The organism is Acinetobacter sp. Leaf130, from assembly GCF_001423205.1.
GTDB classification, from domain to species: Bacteria; Pseudomonadota; Gammaproteobacteria; order Pseudomonadales; family Moraxellaceae; genus Acinetobacter; species Acinetobacter calcoaceticus.
The window spans coordinates 1-20,985 of sequence record NZ_LMOE01000009.1 but is presented as its reverse complement, the minus strand read 5'-3'; the positions used below and the strand labels follow the sequence as shown (position 1 = coordinate 20,985).

General features: G+C 40.0%; 22 protein-coding genes and 1 pseudogene. 15 read left to right on the top strand and 8 right to left on the bottom strand.

What is annotated here, in order from left to right; genetic code table 11:
* Positions 1 to 2 precede the first annotated feature (2 nt).
* From atpB to ASF86_RS17125, 8 genes are all read left to right on the top strand, one after another.
* The gene (atpB, locus tag ASF86_RS17160) at positions 3 to 878 is read left to right on the top strand and encodes a F0F1 ATP synthase subunit A (RefSeq protein ID WP_017391519.1); all 876 of its coding nucleotides are present in this window, start codon (positions 3 to 5) and stop codon (positions 876 to 878) included.
* Positions 879 to 963: 85 nt separating this feature from the next.
* A complete protein-coding gene (atpE, locus tag ASF86_RS17155) occupies positions 964 to 1,209 on the top strand; it encodes a F0F1 ATP synthase subunit C (RefSeq protein ID WP_000424060.1) in 246 nt (81 codons plus the stop codon).
* A 38-nt stretch (positions 1,210 to 1,247) separates the two neighbouring features.
* Positions 1,248 to 1,718, top strand: coding sequence for a F0F1 ATP synthase subunit B (locus tag ASF86_RS17150; RefSeq protein WP_003655537.1), 471 nt, complete (start codon positions 1,248 to 1,250; stop codon positions 1,716 to 1,718).
* Positions 1,719 to 1,730: 12 nt separating this feature from the next.
* On the top strand, positions 1,731 to 2,267 hold the full coding sequence (locus tag ASF86_RS17145) for a F0F1 ATP synthase subunit delta (protein WP_003655534.1): 537 nt from the start codon (positions 1,731 to 1,733) through the stop codon (positions 2,265 to 2,267).
* Positions 2,268 to 2,313: 46 nt separating this feature from the next.
* The gene (gene atpA / locus ASF86_RS17140) at positions 2,314 to 3,858 is read left to right on the top strand and encodes a F0F1 ATP synthase subunit alpha (protein WP_005037448.1); all 1,545 of its coding nucleotides are present in this window, start codon (positions 2,314 to 2,316) and stop codon (positions 3,856 to 3,858) included.
* A gap of 77 nt (positions 3,859 to 3,935) precedes the next feature.
* Positions 3,936 to 4,805, top strand: a complete 870-nt coding sequence (gene atpG, locus ASF86_RS17135) for a F0F1 ATP synthase subunit gamma (protein WP_003655530.1) — start codon at positions 3,936 to 3,938, stop codon at positions 4,803 to 4,805.
* 30 nt (positions 4,806 to 4,835) lie between these two features.
* Entirely contained in the window at positions 4,836 to 6,230 is a 1,395-nt protein-coding gene (gene atpD, locus ASF86_RS17130; RefSeq protein ID WP_003655528.1) for a F0F1 ATP synthase subunit beta, read from the top strand.
* A gap of 17 nt (positions 6,231 to 6,247) precedes the next feature.
* Positions 6,248 to 6,667 carry a F0F1 ATP synthase subunit epsilon gene (locus tag ASF86_RS17125; RefSeq protein WP_003655525.1) on the top strand — a complete coding sequence of 140 codons (420 nt, stop codon included), beginning with the start codon at positions 6,248 to 6,250 and terminating at the stop codon, positions 6,665 to 6,667.
* Positions 6,668 to 6,729: 62 nt separating this feature from the next.
* Here the strand turns inward: ASF86_RS17125 and ASF86_RS17120 are convergent, their stop codons facing one another.
* The 4 genes from ASF86_RS17120 to ASF86_RS17105 all read right to left on the bottom strand — a co-directional run bounded on the left by ASF86_RS17120 (position 6,730) and on the right by ASF86_RS17105 (position 10,135).
* On the bottom strand, positions 6,730 to 7,326 hold the full coding sequence (locus ASF86_RS17120) for a hypothetical protein (protein WP_081407766.1): 597 nt from the start codon (positions 7,324 to 7,326) through the stop codon (positions 6,730 to 6,732).
* Positions 7,327 to 7,467: 141 nt separating this feature from the next.
* A complete protein-coding gene (locus ASF86_RS17115; RefSeq protein WP_004640554.1) occupies positions 7,468 to 8,013 on the bottom strand; it encodes a glutathione peroxidase in 546 nt (181 codons plus the stop codon).
* Between the two features lie 121 nt (positions 8,014 to 8,134).
* Complete coding sequence (locus ASF86_RS17110; RefSeq protein ID WP_056483943.1) at positions 8,135 to 8,899, bottom strand: AraC family transcriptional regulator; 765 nt, start codon at positions 8,897 to 8,899, stop codon at positions 8,135 to 8,137.
* Between the two features lie 21 nt (positions 8,900 to 8,920).
* Positions 8,921 to 10,135 carry an MFS transporter gene (locus ASF86_RS17105; RefSeq protein ID WP_005037438.1) on the bottom strand — a complete coding sequence of 405 codons (1,215 nt, stop codon included), beginning with the start codon at positions 10,133 to 10,135 and terminating at the stop codon, positions 8,921 to 8,923.
* A 135-nt stretch (positions 10,136 to 10,270) separates the two neighbouring features.
* On the opposite strand from ASF86_RS17105, the gene ASF86_RS17100 reads away from it, so the two are divergent.
* Positions 10,271 to 10,924 carry a TetR/AcrR family transcriptional regulator gene (locus ASF86_RS17100; protein ID WP_081407765.1) on the top strand — a complete coding sequence of 218 codons (654 nt, stop codon included), beginning with the start codon at positions 10,271 to 10,273 and terminating at the stop codon, positions 10,922 to 10,924.
* Positions 10,925 to 11,029: 105 nt separating this feature from the next.
* Positions 11,030 to 11,950, top strand: coding sequence for a DMT family transporter (locus tag ASF86_RS17095; RefSeq protein ID WP_003655508.1), 921 nt, complete (start codon positions 11,030 to 11,032; stop codon positions 11,948 to 11,950).
* 390 nt (positions 11,951 to 12,340) lie between these two features.
* Here the strand turns inward: ASF86_RS17095 and ASF86_RS17090 are convergent, their stop codons facing one another.
* Genes ASF86_RS17090 through ASF86_RS17080 form a run of 3 tightly spaced genes read right to left on the bottom strand, consistent with a single transcriptional unit; the run spans position 12,341 to position 15,267 of the window.
* Positions 12,341 to 12,910: an L-threonylcarbamoyladenylate synthase gene (locus ASF86_RS17090; RefSeq protein ID WP_056483937.1), complete on the bottom strand. Its 570-nt coding sequence runs from the start codon at positions 12,908 to 12,910 to the stop codon at positions 12,341 to 12,343.
* A 51-nt stretch (positions 12,911 to 12,961) separates the two neighbouring features.
* Positions 12,962 to 14,092 carry a DNA-processing protein DprA gene (gene dprA / locus ASF86_RS17085; protein WP_056483935.1) on the bottom strand — a complete coding sequence of 377 codons (1,131 nt, stop codon included), beginning with the start codon at positions 14,090 to 14,092 and terminating at the stop codon, positions 12,962 to 12,964.
* Between the two features lie 20 nt (positions 14,093 to 14,112).
* Entirely contained in the window at positions 14,113 to 15,267 is a 1,155-nt protein-coding gene (locus tag ASF86_RS17080) for a LysM peptidoglycan-binding domain-containing protein (protein ID WP_056483933.1), read from the bottom strand.
* 122 nt (positions 15,268 to 15,389) lie between these two features.
* On the opposite strand from ASF86_RS17080, the gene def reads away from it, so the two are divergent.
* The 4 genes from def to ASF86_RS17060 all read left to right on the top strand — a co-directional run bounded on the left by def (position 15,390) and on the right by ASF86_RS17060 (position 18,829).
* Entirely contained in the window at positions 15,390 to 15,920 is a 531-nt protein-coding gene (def, locus tag ASF86_RS17075) for a peptide deformylase (RefSeq protein WP_004795267.1), read from the top strand.
* A 43-nt stretch (positions 15,921 to 15,963) separates the two neighbouring features.
* On the top strand, positions 15,964 to 16,389 hold the full coding sequence (locus tag ASF86_RS17070; RefSeq protein ID WP_017391508.1) for a DUF2946 family protein: 426 nt from the start codon (positions 15,964 to 15,966) through the stop codon (positions 16,387 to 16,389).
* A gap of 73 nt (positions 16,390 to 16,462) precedes the next feature.
* The gene (locus ASF86_RS17065) at positions 16,463 to 18,568 is read left to right on the top strand and encodes a TonB-dependent copper receptor (protein ID WP_017391507.1); all 2,106 of its coding nucleotides are present in this window, start codon (positions 16,463 to 16,465) and stop codon (positions 18,566 to 18,568) included.
* Between the two features lie 54 nt (positions 18,569 to 18,622).
* Positions 18,623 to 18,829, top strand: coding sequence for a DUF4199 domain-containing protein (locus ASF86_RS17060; RefSeq protein ID WP_056483931.1), 207 nt, complete (start codon positions 18,623 to 18,625; stop codon positions 18,827 to 18,829).
* A gap of 67 nt (positions 18,830 to 18,896) precedes the next feature.
* Here ASF86_RS17060 and ASF86_RS17055 read toward each other — a convergent pair whose 3' ends face one another.
* A complete protein-coding gene (locus ASF86_RS17055) occupies positions 18,897 to 20,111 on the bottom strand; it encodes an oxygenase MpaB family protein (protein WP_056483928.1) in 1,215 nt (404 codons plus the stop codon).
* 88 nt (positions 20,112 to 20,199) lie between these two features.
* Between ASF86_RS17055 and ASF86_RS17050 the strand changes: the two are divergent.
* A pseudogene (locus ASF86_RS17050) lies at positions 20,200 to 20,769 on the top strand (TetR/AcrR family transcriptional regulator).
* Positions 20,770 to 20,985 lie beyond the last annotated feature (216 nt).

Below are 20,985 nucleotides of genomic sequence, written 5' to 3'. Positions count from 1 at the left end.
TTATGGCTGCTGAAGAACATGCCCTCACTTCGACAGAGTATATCAAGCATCACTTGACCAATATGACCTATGGCAAAATGCCAGACGGTACATGGAAATTGGCTGAGACTGCTGAAGAAGCTCATTCGATGGGGTTCACTGCAATTCACTTGGATTCAATGGGTTGGTCAATTGGCCTTGGTGTTATTTTCTGTTTGTTATTCTGGATGGTTGCGAAAGCTGCAAATGCAGGTGTTCCAACTAAATTCCAGTCTGCAATTGAAATGATCATTGAGTTTGTTGACTCAAGTGTCCGTGACACCTTTCATGGCAAATCACGTTTAATCGCTCCGCTTGCATTAACTATTTTCGTGTGGATTTTCCTCATGAACTTAATGGACTTGTTCCCAGTTGACTGGATTCCTCAAGTTGCAGCATTTGTGGGTACAAACGTATTTGGTATGAACCCTCACCACGTTTACTTCAAGATCGTTCCATCTACAGATCCAAACATTACTTTAGGTATGTCTTTATCTGTATTTGTACTTATCTTGTTCTACAGCATCCGCGAAAAGGGTGTTAGTGGTTTCGTTGGCGAGTTGGCACTTAACCCATTTAACCCAAGTAATCCAGTTGCAAAAGCGTTGCTTATTCCAGTGAACTTGATTTTGGAATTGGTAACATTCCTTGCTCGTCCGATTTCATTAGCTCTCCGACTATTCGGTAACATGTATGCAGGTGAGCTGATCTTTATCCTAATTGCTTTATTGCCGTTCTGGATTCAATGGGCGTTATCTGTGCCTTGGGCGATCTTCCACATTCTTGTAATCACGTTGCAGGCATTCATCTTTATGATGCTTACCATCGTTTACTTGAGCATGGCAAGCGAAAAACATTAATGGTATTGCCTAACTATCAAACGATGGTTGGGCTGAATTTTTTTTAATTTAATTTGGTAATAACCTAACCTCTGAGGAATTTTTCATGGAACTCACTTTAGGTCTAGTTGCAATTGCATCTGCTATCTTGATCGCTTTCGGTGCTTTAGGTACTGCGATTGGTTTTGGTCTTTTGGGTGGTCGCTTTCTAGAAGCTGTTGCTCGTCAACCAGAATTGGCTCCACAACTTCAAACTCGTATGTTCTTAATCGCGGGTCTTCTTGATGCTGTGCCTATGATCGGTGTTGGTATTGGCTTGTTCTTCATCTTCGCTAATCCATTTGTAGGTTAATCATCTTAATTCCTAAATCCACTATTTGAGGAATTGCAATGAATATCAACCTCACATTGATTGGTCAAGCGATTGCGTTTGCATTCTTTGTTGCATTCTGCATGAAGTTTGTTTGGCCACCACTAATCAATGCGATTAGTGAGCGTCAGCGTAAAATTGCTGATGGCTTAAATGCAGCAGAAAAAGCGAAAGCTGAGCTTGCCGATGCACAATCGCAAGTAAAGCAAGAGCTTGATGCAGCTAAAGCACAAGCGGCTCAATTGATCGAACAAGCGAACCGTCGTGCAGCACAATTGATCGAAGAATCTCGTACTCAAGCTGCGGCTGAAGGTGAGCGTATTCGTCAACAGGCTAAAGAAGCTGTTGATCAAGAAATCAATTCTGCTCGCGAAGAATTACGTCAACAAGTAGCTGCTTTGGCAGTAACTGGCGCAGAAAAAATCCTGAACCAGCAAGTTGACGCAGAAGCTCATAACGCCATGCTGTCTCAGCTGGCTGCTAAACTTTAAGAGAGGCGAATCATGGCTGAACTCTTGACGTTGGCACGTCCGTATGCCAAAGCAGCATTTGCTTATGCTTCTGAGCAAGGTGCAACAGACAATTGGTCGAATGCGTTACAAGTGCTCAGTGCTGCGGTGCAAGACGAAGCATTTTCCGCTTATTTAAATCGCCCTGAACTTACTCCTGTGGAGCAAGTGAAGCTTTTTGCTAAAGTTTTAGGTGAAGATCAGTCTCAAGCAGTGTCTAACTTTTTGACACTTCTTGCAGATAACGATCGTTTAATGTTGTTACCTGAAATTGAAGCAGAATATGAACAGCTTAAATCACAGAATAACAACAATGTGGATGTCGTGATTGAATCGGCTTTCCCATTAACTGCTGAGCAAGAGCAATTGTTGAAATCTGCTTTAGAAAAGCGTTTTAACAGTACTGTAACTGTTTCAGTTGAAGTTAAACCTGAGCTTATTGCAGGTGTTGTAATTCGTGCAGGCGATCAAGTGATAGATGATTCTGCGCTTAACAAGCTTGAAAAAATGCGTACTCGTCTTCTTGCATAATGCAAATGATGAAGACTGAACTATTAAAAGATTGAGGAATAGCGCAATGCAACAACTGAATCCATCCGAGATCAGTGCGCTCATTAAACAGCGTATCAGCGATCTGGACACCAGCGCGACCGCTAAAAACGAAGGTACCATTGTTATGGTATCCGACGGTATCGTGCGCATTCACGGTCTTGCTGATGCAATGTACGGTGAAATGATCGAATTTGACGGCGGCTTATTTGGTATGGCACTGAACCTAGAACAGGATTCAGTGGGTGCCGTTGTCTTAGGTAACTACTTAAGCCTTCAAGAAGGTCAAAAAGCTCGTTGTACAGGTCGTGTACTTGAAGTTCCAGTTGGTCCGGAACTTCTTGGCCGTGTTGTCGACGCTTTGGGTAACCCAATTGATGGTAAAGGCCCAATTGATGCGAAATTAACTGATGCTGTTGAAAAAGTAGCACCAGGCGTAATTTGGCGTCAGTCTGTAGACGAACCTGTTCAAACTGGTTATAAATCAGTTGATACCATGATTCCTGTGGGTCGTGGTCAGCGTGAGTTGATTATTGGTGACCGTCAAACTGGTAAAACAGCGATGGCGATCGATGCGATTATCGCTCAGAAAAATTCTGGCATTAAATGTGTATACGTTGCGATTGGTCAAAAACAATCAACAATTGCAAACGTTGTACGTAAGCTAGAAGAAACTGGCGCTATGGCGTATACAACTGTTGTCGCTGCTGCGGCTGCTGATCCTGCTGCAATGCAGTACTTAGCTCCGTACTCTGGCTGTACAATGGGTGAATACTTCCGTGACCGCGGTGAAGACGCTCTTATTATTTATGATGATTTGTCTAAGCAAGCTGTTGCTTACCGTCAAATTTCATTGCTTTTACGTCGTCCACCAGGTCGTGAAGCGTATCCGGGTGACGTATTCTATCTTCACTCACGTCTTCTTGAACGTGCTTCTCGTGTATCTGCTGACTACGTTGAGAAATTCACTAATGGCGCAGTAACTGGTAAAACTGGTTCTTTAACTGCATTGCCAATTATTGAAACTCAAGCAGGTGACGTATCTGCATTCGTACCAACGAACGTAATTTCGATTACTGACGGTCAGATCTTCTTAGAAACATCATTATTCAACGCAGGTATTCGTCCTGCTGTGAACGCGGGTATCTCTGTATCTCGTGTTGGTGGTTCTGCTCAAACTAAGATCATCAAAAAATTGTCTGGTGGTATCCGTACTGCTTTAGCACAATACCGTGAATTGGCTGCGTTTGCTCAGTTCGCTTCTGACCTTGACGAAGCAACTCGTAAGCAACTTGAACATGGTCAACGTGTAACTGAGTTAATGAAGCAAAAGCAATATGCTCCTTACTCAATTGCTGACCAAGCTGTTTCTGTTTATGCATCTAACGAAGGCTATATGGCTGACGTAGAAGTTAAGAAAATCGTAGACTTTGATGCTGCGTTAATCTCTTACTTCCGCTCAGAATATGCTCCGTTGATGAAACAAATCGATGAAACTGGTGATTACAACAAAGACATCGAAGCAGCAATCAAAGCAGGTATTGAAAGCTTTAAAGCGACTCAAACTTACTAAGTTTAGTTTTAGTTAAGTTTGGTTCACGGATCAACCTTCGGAAGCTCGAAAGGGCTTTCGAATACTAGGTTAAGCGTATGGCAAATTTAAAAGAAATTCGCGCCAAAGTAGCTAGTATCAAGAGCACGCAAAAGATTACTCGCGCGATGCAAATGGTAGCTGCTTCTAAAATGCGTCGTGCGCAAGAGCGCATGGCTCAGGGCCGTCCGTATGCCGATAATATGCGCCGTGTAATTGCTCACTTGGTTCAAGCAAACCCTGAATACAAACACCGTTATATGGTTGACCGCCCAGTTAAGCGCGTTGGCTATATCGTAGTGTCTTCAGATCGTGGTTTGGCCGGTGGCTTGAACATTAACTTGTTCAAGAAAGTTGTGCAGCATGTCAAAGCACAACAACAGCAGTCAATTGAAGTTGAATTTGCTTTAATTGGTCAAAAAGCGGTTTCGTTTTTTAAGAATTACGGCGGTAAAGTGCTTGGTGCAACTACCCAACTTGGCGATGCGCCGAGTTTGGAACAGTTAACTGGCTCAGTCCAAGTTATGCTTGATGCATTTGATAAGGGCGAATTAGATCGTATCTACCTCGTATCAAATGGCTTCATTAATGCAATGACTCAGCAGCCTAAAGTAGAACAACTTGTTCCTTTAGCACCAGCAGAAGAAGGCGATGATCTCAACCGTACTTATGGTTGGGACTATATCTACGAACCAGAAGCAGAACAATTGTTAAATGGTTTGTTGGTTCGCTATATCGAGTCTATGGTTTATCAAGGTGTGATTGAAAACGTTGCATGTGAGCAGTCAGCTCGTATGGTCGCGATGAAAGCAGCGACAGACAACGCAGGACAACTGATTAAAGACCTACAACTCATTTACAACAAGCTGCGTCAAGCCGCGATTACTCAGGAAATTTCTGAGATCGTTGGCGGTGCCGCTGCCGTTTAACATTATTAAGTTTGAATTGAGGAGACAGCAATGAGTAGCGGTCGTATCATTCAGATCATCGGCGCGGTTATCGACGTCGAGTTTGAGCGCAATAGCGTTCCTAAGATCTATGACGCTCTCCAAGTTGACGGTACTGAAACTACATTAGAAGTTCAGCAACAGCTTGGCGATGGTGTTGTTCGTACCATCGCAATGGGTTCTACAGAAGGTCTTAAACGTGGCCTTAATGTAACTAGCACAAATGCACCGATTTCTGTTCCAGTAGGTCCAGCTACGCTTGGTCGTATCATGGACGTTTTGGGTCGCCCAATTGATGAAGCTGGTCCAGTTGCAACTGAAGAACGTTTGCCAATTCACCGTCAAGCGCCTTCTTATGCTGAACAAGCTGCTTCTACTGACCTTTTAGAAACTGGTATTAAAGTAATTGACTTACTTTGCCCGTTTGCAAAAGGTGGTAAAGTTGGTTTATTCGGTGGTGCTGGTGTTGGTAAAACCGTTAACATGATGGAGTTGATCAACAACATCGCGAAAGCTCACTCAGGTTTATCTGTGTTTGCTGGTGTTGGTGAGCGTACTCGTGAAGGTAACGACTTCTATCACGAGATGAAAGATTCTAACGTTCTTGACAAAGTAGCAATGGTCTACGGTCAGATGAATGAGCCACCAGGTAACCGTTTACGCGTAGCGTTAACTGGTTTGACTATGGCTGAATACTTCCGTGATCAAAAAGACGAAAATGGTAAAGGTCGTGACGTATTATTATTCGTCGACAACATCTACCGTTATACTCTTGCAGGTACTGAAGTATCAGCATTGTTAGGTCGTATGCCATCTGCAGTAGGTTACCAGCCTACACTTGCAGAAGAAATGGGTGTTCTTCAAGAGCGTATTACGTCTACTAAATCTGGTTCGATCACATCGATCCAAGCAGTATACGTACCTGCCGATGACTTAACAGATCCATCGCCTGCAACTACATTTGCTCACTTAGATGCAACAGTAGTATTGAGCCGTGACATCGCATCTTCTGGTATCTATCCAGCGATCGATCCACTTGACTCAACTTCACGTCAGTTAGACCCATTAGTTGTTGGTCAAGAGCATTATGAAATTGCACGTTCTGTACAGAACATTTTGCAACGTTATAAAGAGCTTAAAGACATCATCGCGATCTTGGGTATGGATGAGTTAGCTGAAGAAGATAAATTGGTTGTTTACCGTGCGCGTAAAATCCAACGTTTCTTCTCTCAACCATTCCACGTAGCTGAAGTGTTTACTGGTGCTCCTGGTAAATTAGTATCGCTTAAAGAAACGATTCGTGGCTTTAAAGGTCTATTAGCTGGTGAATACGATCACATCCCAGAACAAGCGTTCTATATGGTTGGTGGTATTGACGAAGTGATTGCTAAAGCTGAGAAACTCTAATTTAAGGAGATCATCTCATGGCGACTATGCAATGTGATGTCGTAAGTGTTAAAGAGTCTATTTACTCTGGCGCAGTAACGATGTTAATCGCGAAAGGCGCAGGTGGTGAACTTGGTATTTTGCCAGGACACGCACCACTTGTGACTTTGCTTCAACCGGGCCCGATTCGTGTTCAGTTGGAAAATGGTACAGAAGAAATCGTCTATGTATCTGGCGGTGTTTTAGAAGTTCAACCTCATGTTGTAACGGTTCTTGCAGATACTGCAATCCGTGCTGACAACTTGGATGAAGCTGCAATTTTAGAAGCACGTAAAAATGCTGAACAATTGCTTGCGAACCAAAAGAGTGATTTGGACTCAGCTGCTGCATTGGCATCTCTATCAGAGATTTCAGGTCAGCTTGAAACTATCCGTAAGATGAAGAACCGCGCATTATAATTTGTGCAGTGTTCATCAAAAAAAGCCACCGTAAGGTGGCTTTTTTATTATTTGGATATAACTTAAGAATCAGTTTTTGGATCAGGTTTTTCATCTCCAGCCATAATCATAGCTGCGAGTTTAACCATATCCATTTGAATGGTATTAAGCTGTTTTTCAATTTGTTCAAAATTGATTTGATCTAATTTCCCATTTAGTAAAGGCATGCTTAGAGCTTGTTGATTTGCATGTAATAAACTTTGGCGAATATTCTCAATTTCCTGACTTTTGATATCTAAGGTGAGAAGAGCTTGATTTAAACCTTGTAATTGCTGTTTTAAAGTTGAAACAGTTGTTTTTAATTCATTTTGATTTTTATCTTGAATAGCTTGTTCAACGTCAAGTTGAGTGTCTTTAAGTTGTTCAACATAATCTCCAGCTTTAAGCTGTAAATTAGCAGCATCTCGAACCATATAAAAAATATTGCCGCTTTTAAATTCGGTTTTGCTTGGAGCAATATCTGACTCTTGTCGTTCAATAGCTTGATCGGACGCCTTTTCAGTTATTTCAGTATTTTCTTGTTCAGTAGCATGGTCTTGTGCCTGATCACACCCGAGTAAAAGCATGCCTGAGGCAAAAATTACAAAAGGAAGAAACGCACCCTGTAAAACTTTTTTCATAACTACAAACAACATCAAATAAAGCAAATAGGTACTATAGGCATAAAATATGGAGAAAGATTGTATTTTTGCAAACAAACAACATTTTGACCAGATAATAAAAAAGAGCGTAGAAAACGCTCTTTTTTACGTTTTTAAACGTTATTTTGCTAACTCTGCTTCAACTGCTTTAACGATTTGTTCATCATCCGCAGTTAGGTTTGGAGCAAAACGAGCCACTACTTCGCCATTTTTATTAATTAAGAATTTTTCGAAGTTCCATAAAACTTCTGGAGCTGGATTAGTTGGAATACCTAAACCTTCTAAACGCTCACGGAAAGGTCCTTCACCAGTACGTTCTGGTTGAGCTGCTGTCAAAGTTTCATAGAGTGGGTGCTTATCTTCACCGACAACAGACACTTTAGAAAATAAAGGGAAGTGAACATCGTAATTTAATGAACAGAATTGTTGAATTTCTTCATCTGAACCTGGTTCTTGCTCTTTAAAGTTGTTTGCTGGAAAACCTAAAATTTCAAGGCCTTGATCTTTTTTTGCTTGATAAAGCTTTTCTAAGCCTTCGTATTGTGGAGTTAAACCACATTTAGAAGCAGTATTTACAATAAGTAAAACCTTGCCCTTATATTGTTCAAGGTCAACCGTTTCGCCTGAAATAGCTTTTACTGGGATGTGATATACAGATTGTGTCATGAGTATTTCCTAAAGATTGTAGTTGATATCAAGTAACGCATTTGTTTTAACTGCTATTGAGGGGTAGTGCAATAATATTCGTGTTCAAAAAAGAAAAAGATTTTAAAAGATAAAGCGAATTCTAGTTATTTCTAATTTGAATAGGTGTTTGTCCAGTATAACGTTTAAAAAACTCAATAAAACTTGAGCTATGTTGATAACCTAAATCATATGCTAAACGTTTAATTGGAGTACCTTGTCGTATTTGATGAATCGCATAAACAATTTTGGCTCGATTTCTCCATTCAGATAAAGAGAGTTGTAGCTCTTGTTGACTCAAACGTAACAGGTGACGGTCACTTACCGAGAAATTTTGGAGTAACTGTTGTAAAGAGTGATCAAAAAGTAATGGGTCGGAAAGCTTTTCTAAAATAGGCAATAAAACTGGATGCCGCGTTTGAGGCAAATAATGCGAATAGGCTAGGGCTTGTTGTAATTGGTCGAATAAGACTTGTAAAAGATGTTCTAAATATTCAGGTTTTTTATTCTGCTTCTGTTGTTCCAGAATTTGGAGGACCAACGTCCGAAAAAAGGGCTGGATACTAAAACACTGACAGACATCTCCTAAAACAGAGCATAGGCGGGGATGTAGACGAATACAGATATAGTGAATTTCGTGATCAATATCAGTCGATTGATGAACCGTTTGAGGTGGAATCCAAAGTCCATAACTAGGTGGAGACAGATATAGCTGTTCTTCCACCTGCATTTCTAAAATGCCATTTAAGCTGAAATTAAAATCTCCCCAGAGCGAGGCATGAGGACGAACAATATCTTCTTTTTGATATAGAAATTCATGAACTTCTATACTGTTCAATAAAGAAAATTGTTGGTCCTCATTGTTCATCTTTGTACTCAGACTAATATTTTAATTTTCACAGGTCGCTTTAGGGTTATTTAAGCCTTTTGCTAGGGTAAAAGTACTTACGAGTGCTAAAGCTACAAAACTTAATACGCCATAAATTAAGGTATTTTCATTGAAATGATCAACCACATAACCGCCTAATAATGAACCTGTGGCAATCATGACCTGAAACATACCTACAAAAAGAGGCATACCTTTTTCAACTGCATGTGGCGCATGTACAAACATCCAGATATTGGCTGAGGTAGGAAAAGCACCAAATGCGAAGCCCCATAAAGCAGTTAAGACAATAGCACCAAATTCATGGATGGCAAAAAGTGGGAATCCAAAAAATACAATTGCAAAGCAAGCACTAACAAAGGCAAGTGTATATCGGACATTCAAATTACCACTATATCCAGCAAATGCATTTCCGAAAATACCTGCAATTCCGTAGAGCAATAATAATGAGCTAATCGTTGTTCCGTTAAAGCCAGCAATATTCTTAAAGAAAGGTGCTAAATAGCTATATGCACAAAAATGAGCAAGGCCGATAAGCAAGACAATCAGCATGCCGCTACGTGCTTTAGGCGTGCGTAATAATGCTGGTAAGTCCCTCATATGGATTGGCGAGTCTGGAACAAGTTTAGGTAAAAAGATTAATTGTAAGATTAAAACAATTAAGCCAATTCCTGCTGTAATTCCAAAAGCGCTGCGCCAGCCATAAAATTCACTTAACCATGTTCCAATAGGAACACCTAAAACTGTCGCAAAAGTTACACCAGCCATTACAACAGCAGTTGCTTTAGCAATAGGGAGATGAGCGGGAGCTAATTTTCCACTTAAAGCGATTGCCGTGGCCCAGAACCCGCCAATTGAGATGCCTAAGATTAAGCGACTGAGTAATAAAATATGAAAGTTTTCAGCAAAAGCAGTAATGGTATTGGCAATAACCATAATTGCTGTCAGTAAAATGAGAACATAGCGTCGATCAAGTTGTTTCACTGAAACTGGTAATAAGGGGGCGGCAATCGCGGCCATAATGCCGGGTACAGTAATAATAAGACCGGCTGTACCTACAGAAATATTTAAATCTGTTGCAACACTATTTAAAACACCAACAGGTAAAAATTCACTTGTTACTAATGCAAATGCTGCAATGGCAACGGCCAAAATGGCAAACCAGCTTCCCTGTGGGGAGGTCGTGGGTCGCGCTTTAGAGATAGAAGATTGGTCCATAGGAAATCCTTACTTGGCTAAATTTGGAGTGAGGAAAGGCAATTTATTAATTAACTAACGATCATTATGAAAATAAAATAGTTGATAAAAAATCGAACGTCAATTAATTTAATAACGATTGTTATAAAAATAGATGTGATCTTTATGACAAATAGGCATGAAACGAATTTGATCGCTGCTGAGGACACGCTGAAAAAAAAGCGTGGACGTCCTAAATGCTTTGATGAACAGCAGGTTTTGCAAAAGGCAATGTTGCTTTTTTGGGAGCATGGCTATGAAGCAACGTCGATCAGTGATTTAACACAGGCTTTGGAAATTACAGCACCAAGTTTATACAGTACGTTTGGAGATAAGGCTGGGCTGTTTTATCAAAGTATTGATTACTACTTGGCTCATGAAGCATGCCCTATTGAAACCATCTTTTTAGAAGCAAAAACAGCAAAAATCGCTTTTGAACTTTATCTATACGATAACGTTAAAAGACTCGTCCAGCCAAATAAGCCCGCTGGTTGTATGCTCGTTGTTGCAGCTATGAATTGTTCTGACGCTACTCAGAATGTGCAGCAAAATCTTCTCGATAAAAGAATAAAGACCAAAGAAAAATTATTCAAACGTCTTCAACAAGGCGTAGAGCAGGGTGATTTGTCTTCGAATGCACCGTTACAGGAAATGACAGACTTTTATGCAACTGTCATTCAAGGGTTAACGATTCAGGCAAGAGATGGGGCGAGTACCGAGCAATTACACAAAGTTGTGGAACATGCCATGAAGACTTGGACATTATTCTAAAAAATGGATGATGTCCTAAGTTCAATATCAATGTCGGAAATACGATATTTCAATTTATTAAGACATTCTTCAAAATAAACTCTCTTTTACAGATGGCGTATTACTATGAGTCAGGTCATGAAATATCATAAATGGGCATTTATATTTCCCATTTTGGCAGTACTGATTTGGTCTTTGAATATTGTAGTTACCCGCTATGTTTCTGATTATATCTCTCCGGTCAGTATCAGTTTTTACCGGTGGTTAATCGCCTTTATTATTTTAACCCCATTTATGTTGTTACCGGTTTGGAAACAGCGACACTTATTAAAACAGTATTTGCCTAAATTAGCAGTATTAAGTGCATTTGGAATGGTGCTTTATCAAGGGCTTGCTTATACGGCTGCCCATTATACCAGTGCAACTAATATGGGAATTGTGAATGCATTTATTCCGATCTTTACGATTTTCGTTTCTCTTGCCATTTTAAAAGATGTGCCTAATCGCTTTGCAGTTTTTGGCAGTATTTTGTCTTTTGCAGGTTTGCTCTATGTCATGTCCCAAGGAGATATTGGTCACTTATTAAGTTCTGGTGGACATCTTGGTGATGCCTTAATGATTATCGCTGTGTTCTTTTATGCATTTTATGGGGTTTTTCTAAAAAAATGGCAGTTGCCACTTCCAATCATGACGAGCTTATATGTCCAGATTGGTTTTTCTGTAATATTTCACCTTCCTTTGATTTTCTGGTTCGGACTGGATGCTTTAAATGCACAAAATGCTCCGAGTGCTATTTATGCAGGAGTATTTGCTTCACTCATTGCGCCTTTAGTTTGGATGTTGGCTGTTCAGCAACTTGGTCCTAATAGAACAAGTATCTTTATGAACTTAGTTCCTGTGTTTACAGCAATTATTGCGAGTGTCTGGTTATCTGAGCAGTGGACCATTTATCACACACTAGGTGGTGTAATAATTTTAATTGGTATCATCATGGCTCAAAAGAAGGTCAGTTCCAAAAAGAGTGAGTTGATACAAGAGCAAAACTAAGACCACTAAAAAAACTATGGCATATTTTGAAAAAAATTAATGAAAATATGCCATTTTTTTATTAGTTAAAGCTTTTCTATATGATTTATAAATAGATTATAAAACTAGGTTGAAATATAAATATTAAAAAAGCCGAATAAAAATATTAATATAATTTTAATTTTTAAGCGAAAAACCGTAAATTCTCTACACTTTTCATGCTTTTTTTAGAGAAATTATATATTTCTCTCATTTAGTCTATTGCCACATAATAGCGACCACTACGAAAGACGCTCTTTTTGGCAAATTATCTTTCGTTGCAGAGATATCCAAACCCTCTGGATGCGGTATATACCCATCCTTTTTTATGCTCAGTTATCCCTATATAACTGAGTTTTTTTTTGTTTGAAATTAAGCGCGGATAATCTCGCCTGTGAGAGCATTAATAATTCTACTTGGCTGCTGACTTTGGCCTAAATCACCATTGAGATAGTTTAATTGTGAACCAAAGTATTGGCAGGCATCTTGTAGTGAATGAGCAGGTTCTTGCCCGCTCGGGTTGGCACTAGTCGAGACAATAAAACCATGAAAAGCATTGCATAATGCTACACACAAAGGATGTGTGGTGACTCGAACAGCGACAAGTGGATGTTCACCTTTAATCCATGAAGGAATATGTTCACCAGCTGGCAAGAGCCAAGTTGTGGCTCTTTCTGAGGGTTGGTGATGCGTCCAACAATCAATAATTTCTTGTTGGGTTGTTTGAGGTAAAGAGGTTAACAGGTGCTCAACTTGGCTAATATGGCCGGCTAATAAAATGACACCCTTCTCAATAGGTCTTTGTTTCAGCTCTAGAATTTTTTGAAAAGCTTGTTCGTTAAAAGGGTCGCAACCTAGCCCCCAAACTGCCTCAGTTGGATACGCCAAGACTTGACCTTGATGTAAACTTTCGGCTGCTTCGGTAACTGAGGTGGTAATCATGGTAATACTCTTCCTTTCAATCAGACAGAATTGCTATTGTGCGCTCCAGTACTAAGAGCGACAACGTAAATACAGCCCTGATTGTTGCATACATAAACCAAGTAGTTCTAGTTCCATGAGTGAAGAGGTGAGTTCAGCAACGGGTTGTGAATGGTGCACAACAAGCTGATCGATATCTTGACCGATCCAGTCTAAAGATTGATATAGTTTAATTAAATGTTCAGGAATTTCTGGCGCGCCAGTTTCAGTTGCTTCACTTTGGCTTTGTTGTTGACTCTGCCACTGTGTTGGGAGAGCAAGGTCCTCAATAATCTGTTCAGGGTGATCGACTAAGATTGCGCCCTCACGAATGAGTTGATGACAGCCCTGATGAAACTCACTATAAATATGGCCAGGAATAGCAAACACCGTTTTACCTTGCTCAGCAGCTTTGTTGGCAGTAATCAGAGAGCCACTTTTTAAAGTTGCTTCGACGACGAGTACTCCTAAACTCAAACCACTAACAATTCGGTTCCTACGTGGAAAATGCTGCTGTAATGGTGGCGTACCGGGTAGAAACTCAGTAATGATGGCGCCGTTTTGAGCCAAGATCTGTTCTGCAAGTTTTTTATTCTGAGCAGGGTAGGTGCTGTCTAGACCTGTTCCGGTTACAGCAATAGTTCGTTGATGTACTGAAGCTCCTTGATGAGCAGCTTCGTCAATTCCATATGCCAAACCACTACTTATATAAAATCCTTTTTCACTTAAGTAATAGGCAAAGTCATAAGCAACCTGACGACCATGCGGGCTTGGTTTTCGACTACCTACAATAGCAATTTGTGGCTGTAGCAAAGCTTGAGCTTGGCCTTTTCCAAAAATGATGGGCGGATGATCTGTGTAAGGTAGCAATTGCGTAGGATAACCAGAGTCATCGGGCGTTAAAATAAAGTCGGTATATTGCTGGATCTGCTCAATCAATTTTTCAAAATGAGCCTGACCTTGAGCAGTTTGAAATTCATCTACGCGTTTTAAATGATTGGCATGTAAACCGAGATTAGACCATTGGGCTAACCCAGCAGGTTGTACAGCCGTTTCACAGCTACCGAAATAGTCGAAAATTTTTTTAAAGCTAACTAAAGAGTGCTGAACCAAATACCACACTTTAAGGGTGTGGTAATGGTGTGATGAAAGTTGAGTAAGCATTGTAAAGGGTATATCCAGCGTTAATCATCAAAACGAGGTGGCTGAATACTTGAACCTACCTTAATAGGTAATTCACTTTCTAATACATAGGCATAGCTAAGCTGATCAAAGGTTCTAAAAACCATAAGACTACCAATCTGTTGTCCAGGCAACTGTATTGGTTCTTTGGTTTTAGGGTCTCGAATGGTTTCACCTTGTTGGGTAATATCAAAAACTTGACCAACCTTAGCACCTTGAGCCGTACCGCGGTCCAAAGTCACTACACTATTTTTGGCAGCGCTGCCAATTGAACCCATTACACGAATGATCTTGCCGGCATCTGTAACTTGAGTGGCGTCTACCGGATAAAATAAAGTAGGTAATGTTGCTTCTTCTTCTGGCATAACCCGATCACCACGACGCACTTCGGAATCGTAGCTATCAGTTAACTCAAGCGTTGTTATGTCTTTTTCAGAAGAGATCGCAATTCCCGAGGCAACTTGTTGTAGTTCAATACCTAGACTGTGCTTTTTGCCTTTACTGTCTGTGAAATAGTAAGGTTCACCTTCACGGTAGACTGCATAACGTTGGCCATTAACTAAGCCTTGTCCACGGGCATAAATCGTTTGACCCTTTGCAGCAAGTACGCGCTGATCGGCAGTTCCCACTACATAGGGGGTGTGTTCAATTGCATCGGCTGGTAAAATTGTGCCGTGTTCTAACCACTGTTTGATATCTTCAAGTGGAATAACAGGCACATTATCGTTGAGCGACTCCACACGAACTTGAGGTTGTAAGTTTGCTGTTTGGCCTGTGTAGCGACGAATAATGCCGACACAACCATCTCCCTCATCTTTACCTATCAATGGGCGACCAGCTAAACTGCATAACAATAAGCGGTCACCCGGGTAAATCCAGTGTGGATTTTTGACATGCTGATTACTTGCCCAGATTTCTGGCCAGCGCCAAGGTTTATTTAGGAAATGACCAGAAATATCCCACAGCGTATCTCCTCGTTTTACAACGTAGACATGTGGTGCATTACTTTTTAGAGAGGGTGGATTATGGTTCGGACTAGCAGCATGAACCTCTGCTACTGTACCCATTACAACCCCTGTAAAAAGTGCGAAAGCAAGTAAATGCTTTTTTATCCCCAAAGCATGAAATTCATCCATGCCGTTAAAAACCTTTTTCATTATGATAATTCCTAAAAATTATGTGTGCAGATGCGTTATAATGAGCGGCTTACACACAATTTTTCGATGAAGTATTTCCTTCATTTGGTTTTTCAATCAATGGCATAAGTGAGGACGTCAGTATGGCCTTATTACCTATTTTAAGTTTTCCTGATCCCCGTCTTCGTACCATTGCTAAGCCTGTTGAAGAAGTTACTGATGAAATTCGTCAACTTGCAGCAGATATGCTTGAAACCATGTATGCCGCACCAGGTATTGGTTTAGCAGCTTCACAGGTAGATCGTCATATTCAGTTAATCGTTATAGATTTATCTGAAGCTAAAGATGAACCCTTGGTTTTTATTAACCCCAAAATCACTCCACTGACAGAAGATAAGCAGCAGTACGAAGAAGGCTGCCTATCGGTGCCACAAATATACGACAAAGTTGAGCGCCCGTCACGTGTGAAAATTGAGGCAATTAACCTTGAAGGTCAAGCATTTGAGATAGAAGCTGATGGACTTCTCGCTGTTTGTATCCAACATGAAATGGATCACTTAAATGGCAAATTATTTGTGGATTATTTGTCGCCACTTAAACGTCAGCGTGCGCGAGAAAAAGTCGAAAAAGTTGTTCGTCAACGTGAGCGTGAAAAAGTTGCAGTAAAACGTTAAAAATTTCTATTCTTCAAATATTAATATAGTGTGGATGTGATTTTTGGTTTTTCGTAGTGGTCTGTTGCTTGCATGCGCAGCAGTATTTTTACAGGTCGCGGTATTTCTACAGCCGCTATTACCGAAGCAATATCAAATTGCTCCGGTCTGTGAAACTATTACCCGTGCTTTGCTGAAGCCTAAAGCACAGACGGAAGCCATGTCACATACCATGCATTCACATCATGAACATCATATTGAGCAGGCTCAAGTACCTGAACACCATGACCATCATGATGCAAACCATCAATGTCAATATTGTACCGTCTATGCCAATCTGGTTTTACCGCCTGAATTCGGCATAAAAGAAGTTTTAGTTCGCATACAAGTTCGCTTAGTCGCCTATCAGCAAGCATTCAAACATGTTTATTTTGCGCTACAGCGACTTTTCCTACTCCCGCAAGGGCGTGCACCACCTCTATTTGCATAAATAAAAGCAATTTTTTGTTGGGGTCTTAACTGACTTCAATATCACTTTATTTATGTTTTAGAGCGTATAAAAAATGTCACATTCTAAATTCTTATTACAACCTTTATGGGTTGCGATGTTTGCTGTCTCTCATTCGGGTATAGCTTTTGCTGATTCCCAAAAAAATGATGTCGATACCAAAACACTTCATTCATTGGCACCTATCGTTGTTACAGCACAGCAAGGCAATGATGCAAATGGTCTTATTGTTCATGCAGATCCAAAGCAACCGATTCAGCCAGTACCTGCTACAGATGGTGCAGATTACCTGCAAAGTATTATGGGTTTTAACTCAATACAAAGCGGTGGAACAAATGGCGATGTAACATTCCGAGGTATGTTTGGTTCACGCATCAAAATTCTAACTGACGGAACCGAAAATTTAGGCGCATGCCCAAACCGTATGGATGCCCCAACTTCTTATATCTCTCCAGAAAGTTATGACCGTATTTCTGTCATTAAAGGTCCGCAAACGGTTCAATATGCCAATACGGGTTCAGCAGCGACTGTTCTTTTTGAACGTCAGCCTGAAAAGCTCACTACAGAGAAACCTTATCGTGGGCAAGCCAGTGTTTTGTTAGGTTCATATGGGCGTATTGACCATAATGTTGAAGCGGCAATTGGTAATGAAAAGAAATATATTCGTTTAAATGCTAATCGTTCAGAGTCCAATAGTTATCAAGATGGTGACGGCAATACCGTACCTTCAGCATGGGAAAAATGGAATGCTGATGTGGCGATTGGTTTCACTCCAGATGAAAACACATGGGTTGAACTCACTGGTGGAAAATCTGATGGCGAATCGCTTTATGCTGGACGTTCAATGGACGGTTCACAATTTTCGCGTGAAAGCTTAGGTCTACGTTTTGAAAAGAAAAACATCACTAATGTCATCAAGAAAATAGAAGGGCAGGTGAACTACAGCTATAACGACCATATTATGGATAACTTTAGCTTACGGCAGCCAGAAATAAAGCATGATCATGAAACTCATGAAATATATCTAGATAAATCAGCTATGCAAGTAACGCGTAGAACACTAAATTCACGTTTAGCCATGACCACTGAATGGAATAAATGGAGTTTGATTACAGGTGTAGATTCTCAATTTAATAAACATGGTGGAAGCATGTCTTCACCAAAAATGAATATGCCGTTTAGTCAAGATATGCGTTTTCAATCATACGGTGCTTTTGGTGAGCTTGGTTATCAATGGAACGATCTCAGCAAACTGGTCACAGGTGTGCGTTTAGATCGAGTCACAATTGAAGATGAACGTGCCGACTCTCAAGCACAAGGCTTTAACACCAAACTTGAAAAGACTTTACCAAGCGCATTTGTACGCTGGGAAAACCAACATCCTGAGCATGACCTAAAAAGCTATATCGGTTTAGGTTATGTAGAGCGTATGCCTGATTATTGGGAGCTTTTCTCGCCTGAGCATGGAAATGCTGGCTCAACTAATACCTTTAATGGTGTAAATCCTGAGAAAACACTACAGTTGGATATGGGGTTCCAACAACAACATGGTGCTTTAAATACATGGGCTTCTGCTTATGCAGGCTTAGTAGATGACTATATTTTGATGAATTATCATGATCATAGTCACTTGCATACTAACGAGCATGGTGGGCATGGTAGTCACGGCATTACGCCAGGCGCTAAAAATGTCGATGCAACCATTGCAGGCGCGGAAGCGGGTATTGGATATCAATTTACTGATCATATTCAGGCAGATTTGAGTGCGATGTATGCTTGGGGTAAAAACACCACAGATGATAAACCACTACCTCAAATCTCCCCTTTAGAAGGTCGTTTAAATATTCGCTATGTAGCTGACAAATATAATTTAGGTCTGTTGTGGCGAGCTGTTGCTGAGCAAAACCGCGTGAGTCTACATCAGGGTAACATCGTGGGATATGACCTAAAACCAAGTAAAGGTTTTTCAACTCTTTCTCTAAACGGAAGTTACAACCTTCGTAAAGATATTGATGTCTCTGTCGGCATCGACAACGTATTAGATAAAACCTACACCGAACACTTAAATAAAGCGGGTAGTGCAGGCTTTGGATTTGCGAGTGAAGAGCAGTTCAATAATATTGGAAGAAACTACTGGGTTCGTATGAGCATGAAGTTTTAATAAGCTGTAGCGAATTAAATGAACTGAAAATATTAATTTAATGAGAGAAATGAAATGACAAATAAATTATCGCCTGAACAGTCTTGGTGGGGATGGAAGTTACTTATTGTGGCTTCTATCTTGAGTTTATTGTTTATGATCATTTTTTACTTGGCAATCAACAATGAGCCTGACTACATGCCAAGTCAAAAAAATAAGCAAATGATGGAGACATCTGAGCAAATGAATCACGCTGAAATGCATAGTTCATCGCCTCAATAAGTTCCTAACATTTAAAAATGGAAGTCTGATATCCAGACTTCCATTCTTTATTTTTAGGCTTGGAAAATTATTGATGCATACTCGCCAAGGTTTTTGTTTTACCTTGATTCTGATAAAGACTTAGACCAAGTTTTTGTATATTACGCCCTGATTTGGATAAGAAGTTTTCAATTTTTGGTGAAAGCTTTGCACCACTATAAAGTAATGAATTACGCAAAATCAGATAATAAGCAAACCATGAAGCAGACTGCTGAGGTAATCCGAGTAGTTTCATTCTTTTCTTACCAATAAAAAATTGTGTAAGTTCTAAATGTTGTCGGTAAGCAAGCTTCTGCTGCAAAGAGCGTAAATGCAGATATTTTCTCTCAAAAGGCTCTTTAGATAAGCTTGATCCTAACTCAACACTGCTGTGATCGGAGCGCGGGTGAGCAAACTGCATCCAGTAAAGTAACCGCCAGCCTTGGGTTTCAGATTGAATAAGCCATTTTTCCTCAATACCCATCAGCCAGCCAACATAACGCCAAAAATGTAAAAAATTCTTAGTTTCCTGTTTTGTCGGCCATATTCCTAAAGCTCTAATACCGAGTAAAACCACACTGCTAAACGCTAAATTGGTCATTGCTAAATCAAACTGATTAAGAGGAATTCCCCAAACTTCGCTATCCCAACGATCAGACTTTTTCAATTGCCGGCGAACGAGTGCATGAATAAAGCGAACATAAATGGTCGAGGTAAAGCCTGAACCCAAACGAGAAAGCCCTTGAGGTTCAGTAATATCCACCCACCATTTTGTGGTTTCTGCTAAACGAGTACCCGCCTGTTTCTTTAATGCACCTGTTAAAATTAGAGGCTGATTAAACCCAGGGTATAAATATCCTGCCATCAAAGATAAATCTCTAAGAATAAAACCATTATTTATTCCTAAACGATGAGTAAATTTAATAGCCTCATCAATTTGATGTTGATCTAGCCATTCAGGCTTTTGTTCAATGTAATTAAAGAAACTTTCTAACTCAATAGGTATGGGTTTAGATAAGTCATCGCGGCCTTGAAATAATATCTTCTCAAAAATCATGCGGTGATCTTTGGGATCTTGCATAACCCAATCAATTACTTTATCCATTACAACGTCCCCTTCATAAAGAGCACGTTGTAAAGACACATATTCTGTATAGCTTGGCTGTGCTGGTTTTTCGCAACAGACATTTAAAAACTGAGTAAAGAAATTACTGTCTTGCATGTCATTAAAAGAGGCAAGTCGAGTCGGGCTGCTTGTTTGCATATTGTCACTTACTTATTGAACTGAATAATAAATAGGCTAATATGAATAATTATTCGCATTCAATTCACATTTAAAGAATAAAAAACCAATGAGAAAAGCCCCACAGCAACAGCGTTCAAAAATTATTGTTGACCATATTTTAGAGGCGACACAGCACTGTATTGCCCAATATGGATTGCTCCATACCACCACTCCTAAAATTGCAGAGAGATCTGGAGTAAGTGTGGGTTCAATTTACCAATACTTTGAGAATAAAGATCAAATCATAGAAGAACTGTTGCGCCGTAAAAGCGAACTATTGGGGCAGCAACTCAAAGAATTAGTTATGCAGCAAGGAAATATTCCTTTGGATATCCTTATCCCCTTAGCAATAGAACTAGGATTTGCTGCATTAAAAGCCGATCATGGTTTTTTATAGAGGTACTAAAGCATTGGCATGACTATAGTCATTCGCAAGCTGCTCAGATTTTAGAAAAACATTTTTTTGAAGTTGGACTATATACATTTAGTAGAAATCCCCATCAATGGGACTTCGAACAGGTGAAGCATAAATCCTTTGTAATCATCAATAGTACGCTTTTTACAATGATGAGATATGTTAGTCAGAACAATTTTCTTATCTCAGAACAACAACTTAAACAAGAATTATCGAGCATGATACTGGCTTATTTAAGTCAAAAATAAATAATTAAAATAATTATTGATATAAAACAATTAGTTAATATGATTGTTGTTTTAAAAATGAACGCTCAAGTCATAAGTTTTTAATTTTCGCTTGCAAAGGGATCTTAATCCTCTATAATGCACATCCATCGGCGGTGATGCAGATAGAAACTTGTTGAAAAACAGTTACTTGGAATTGAGTTGGTTGCTT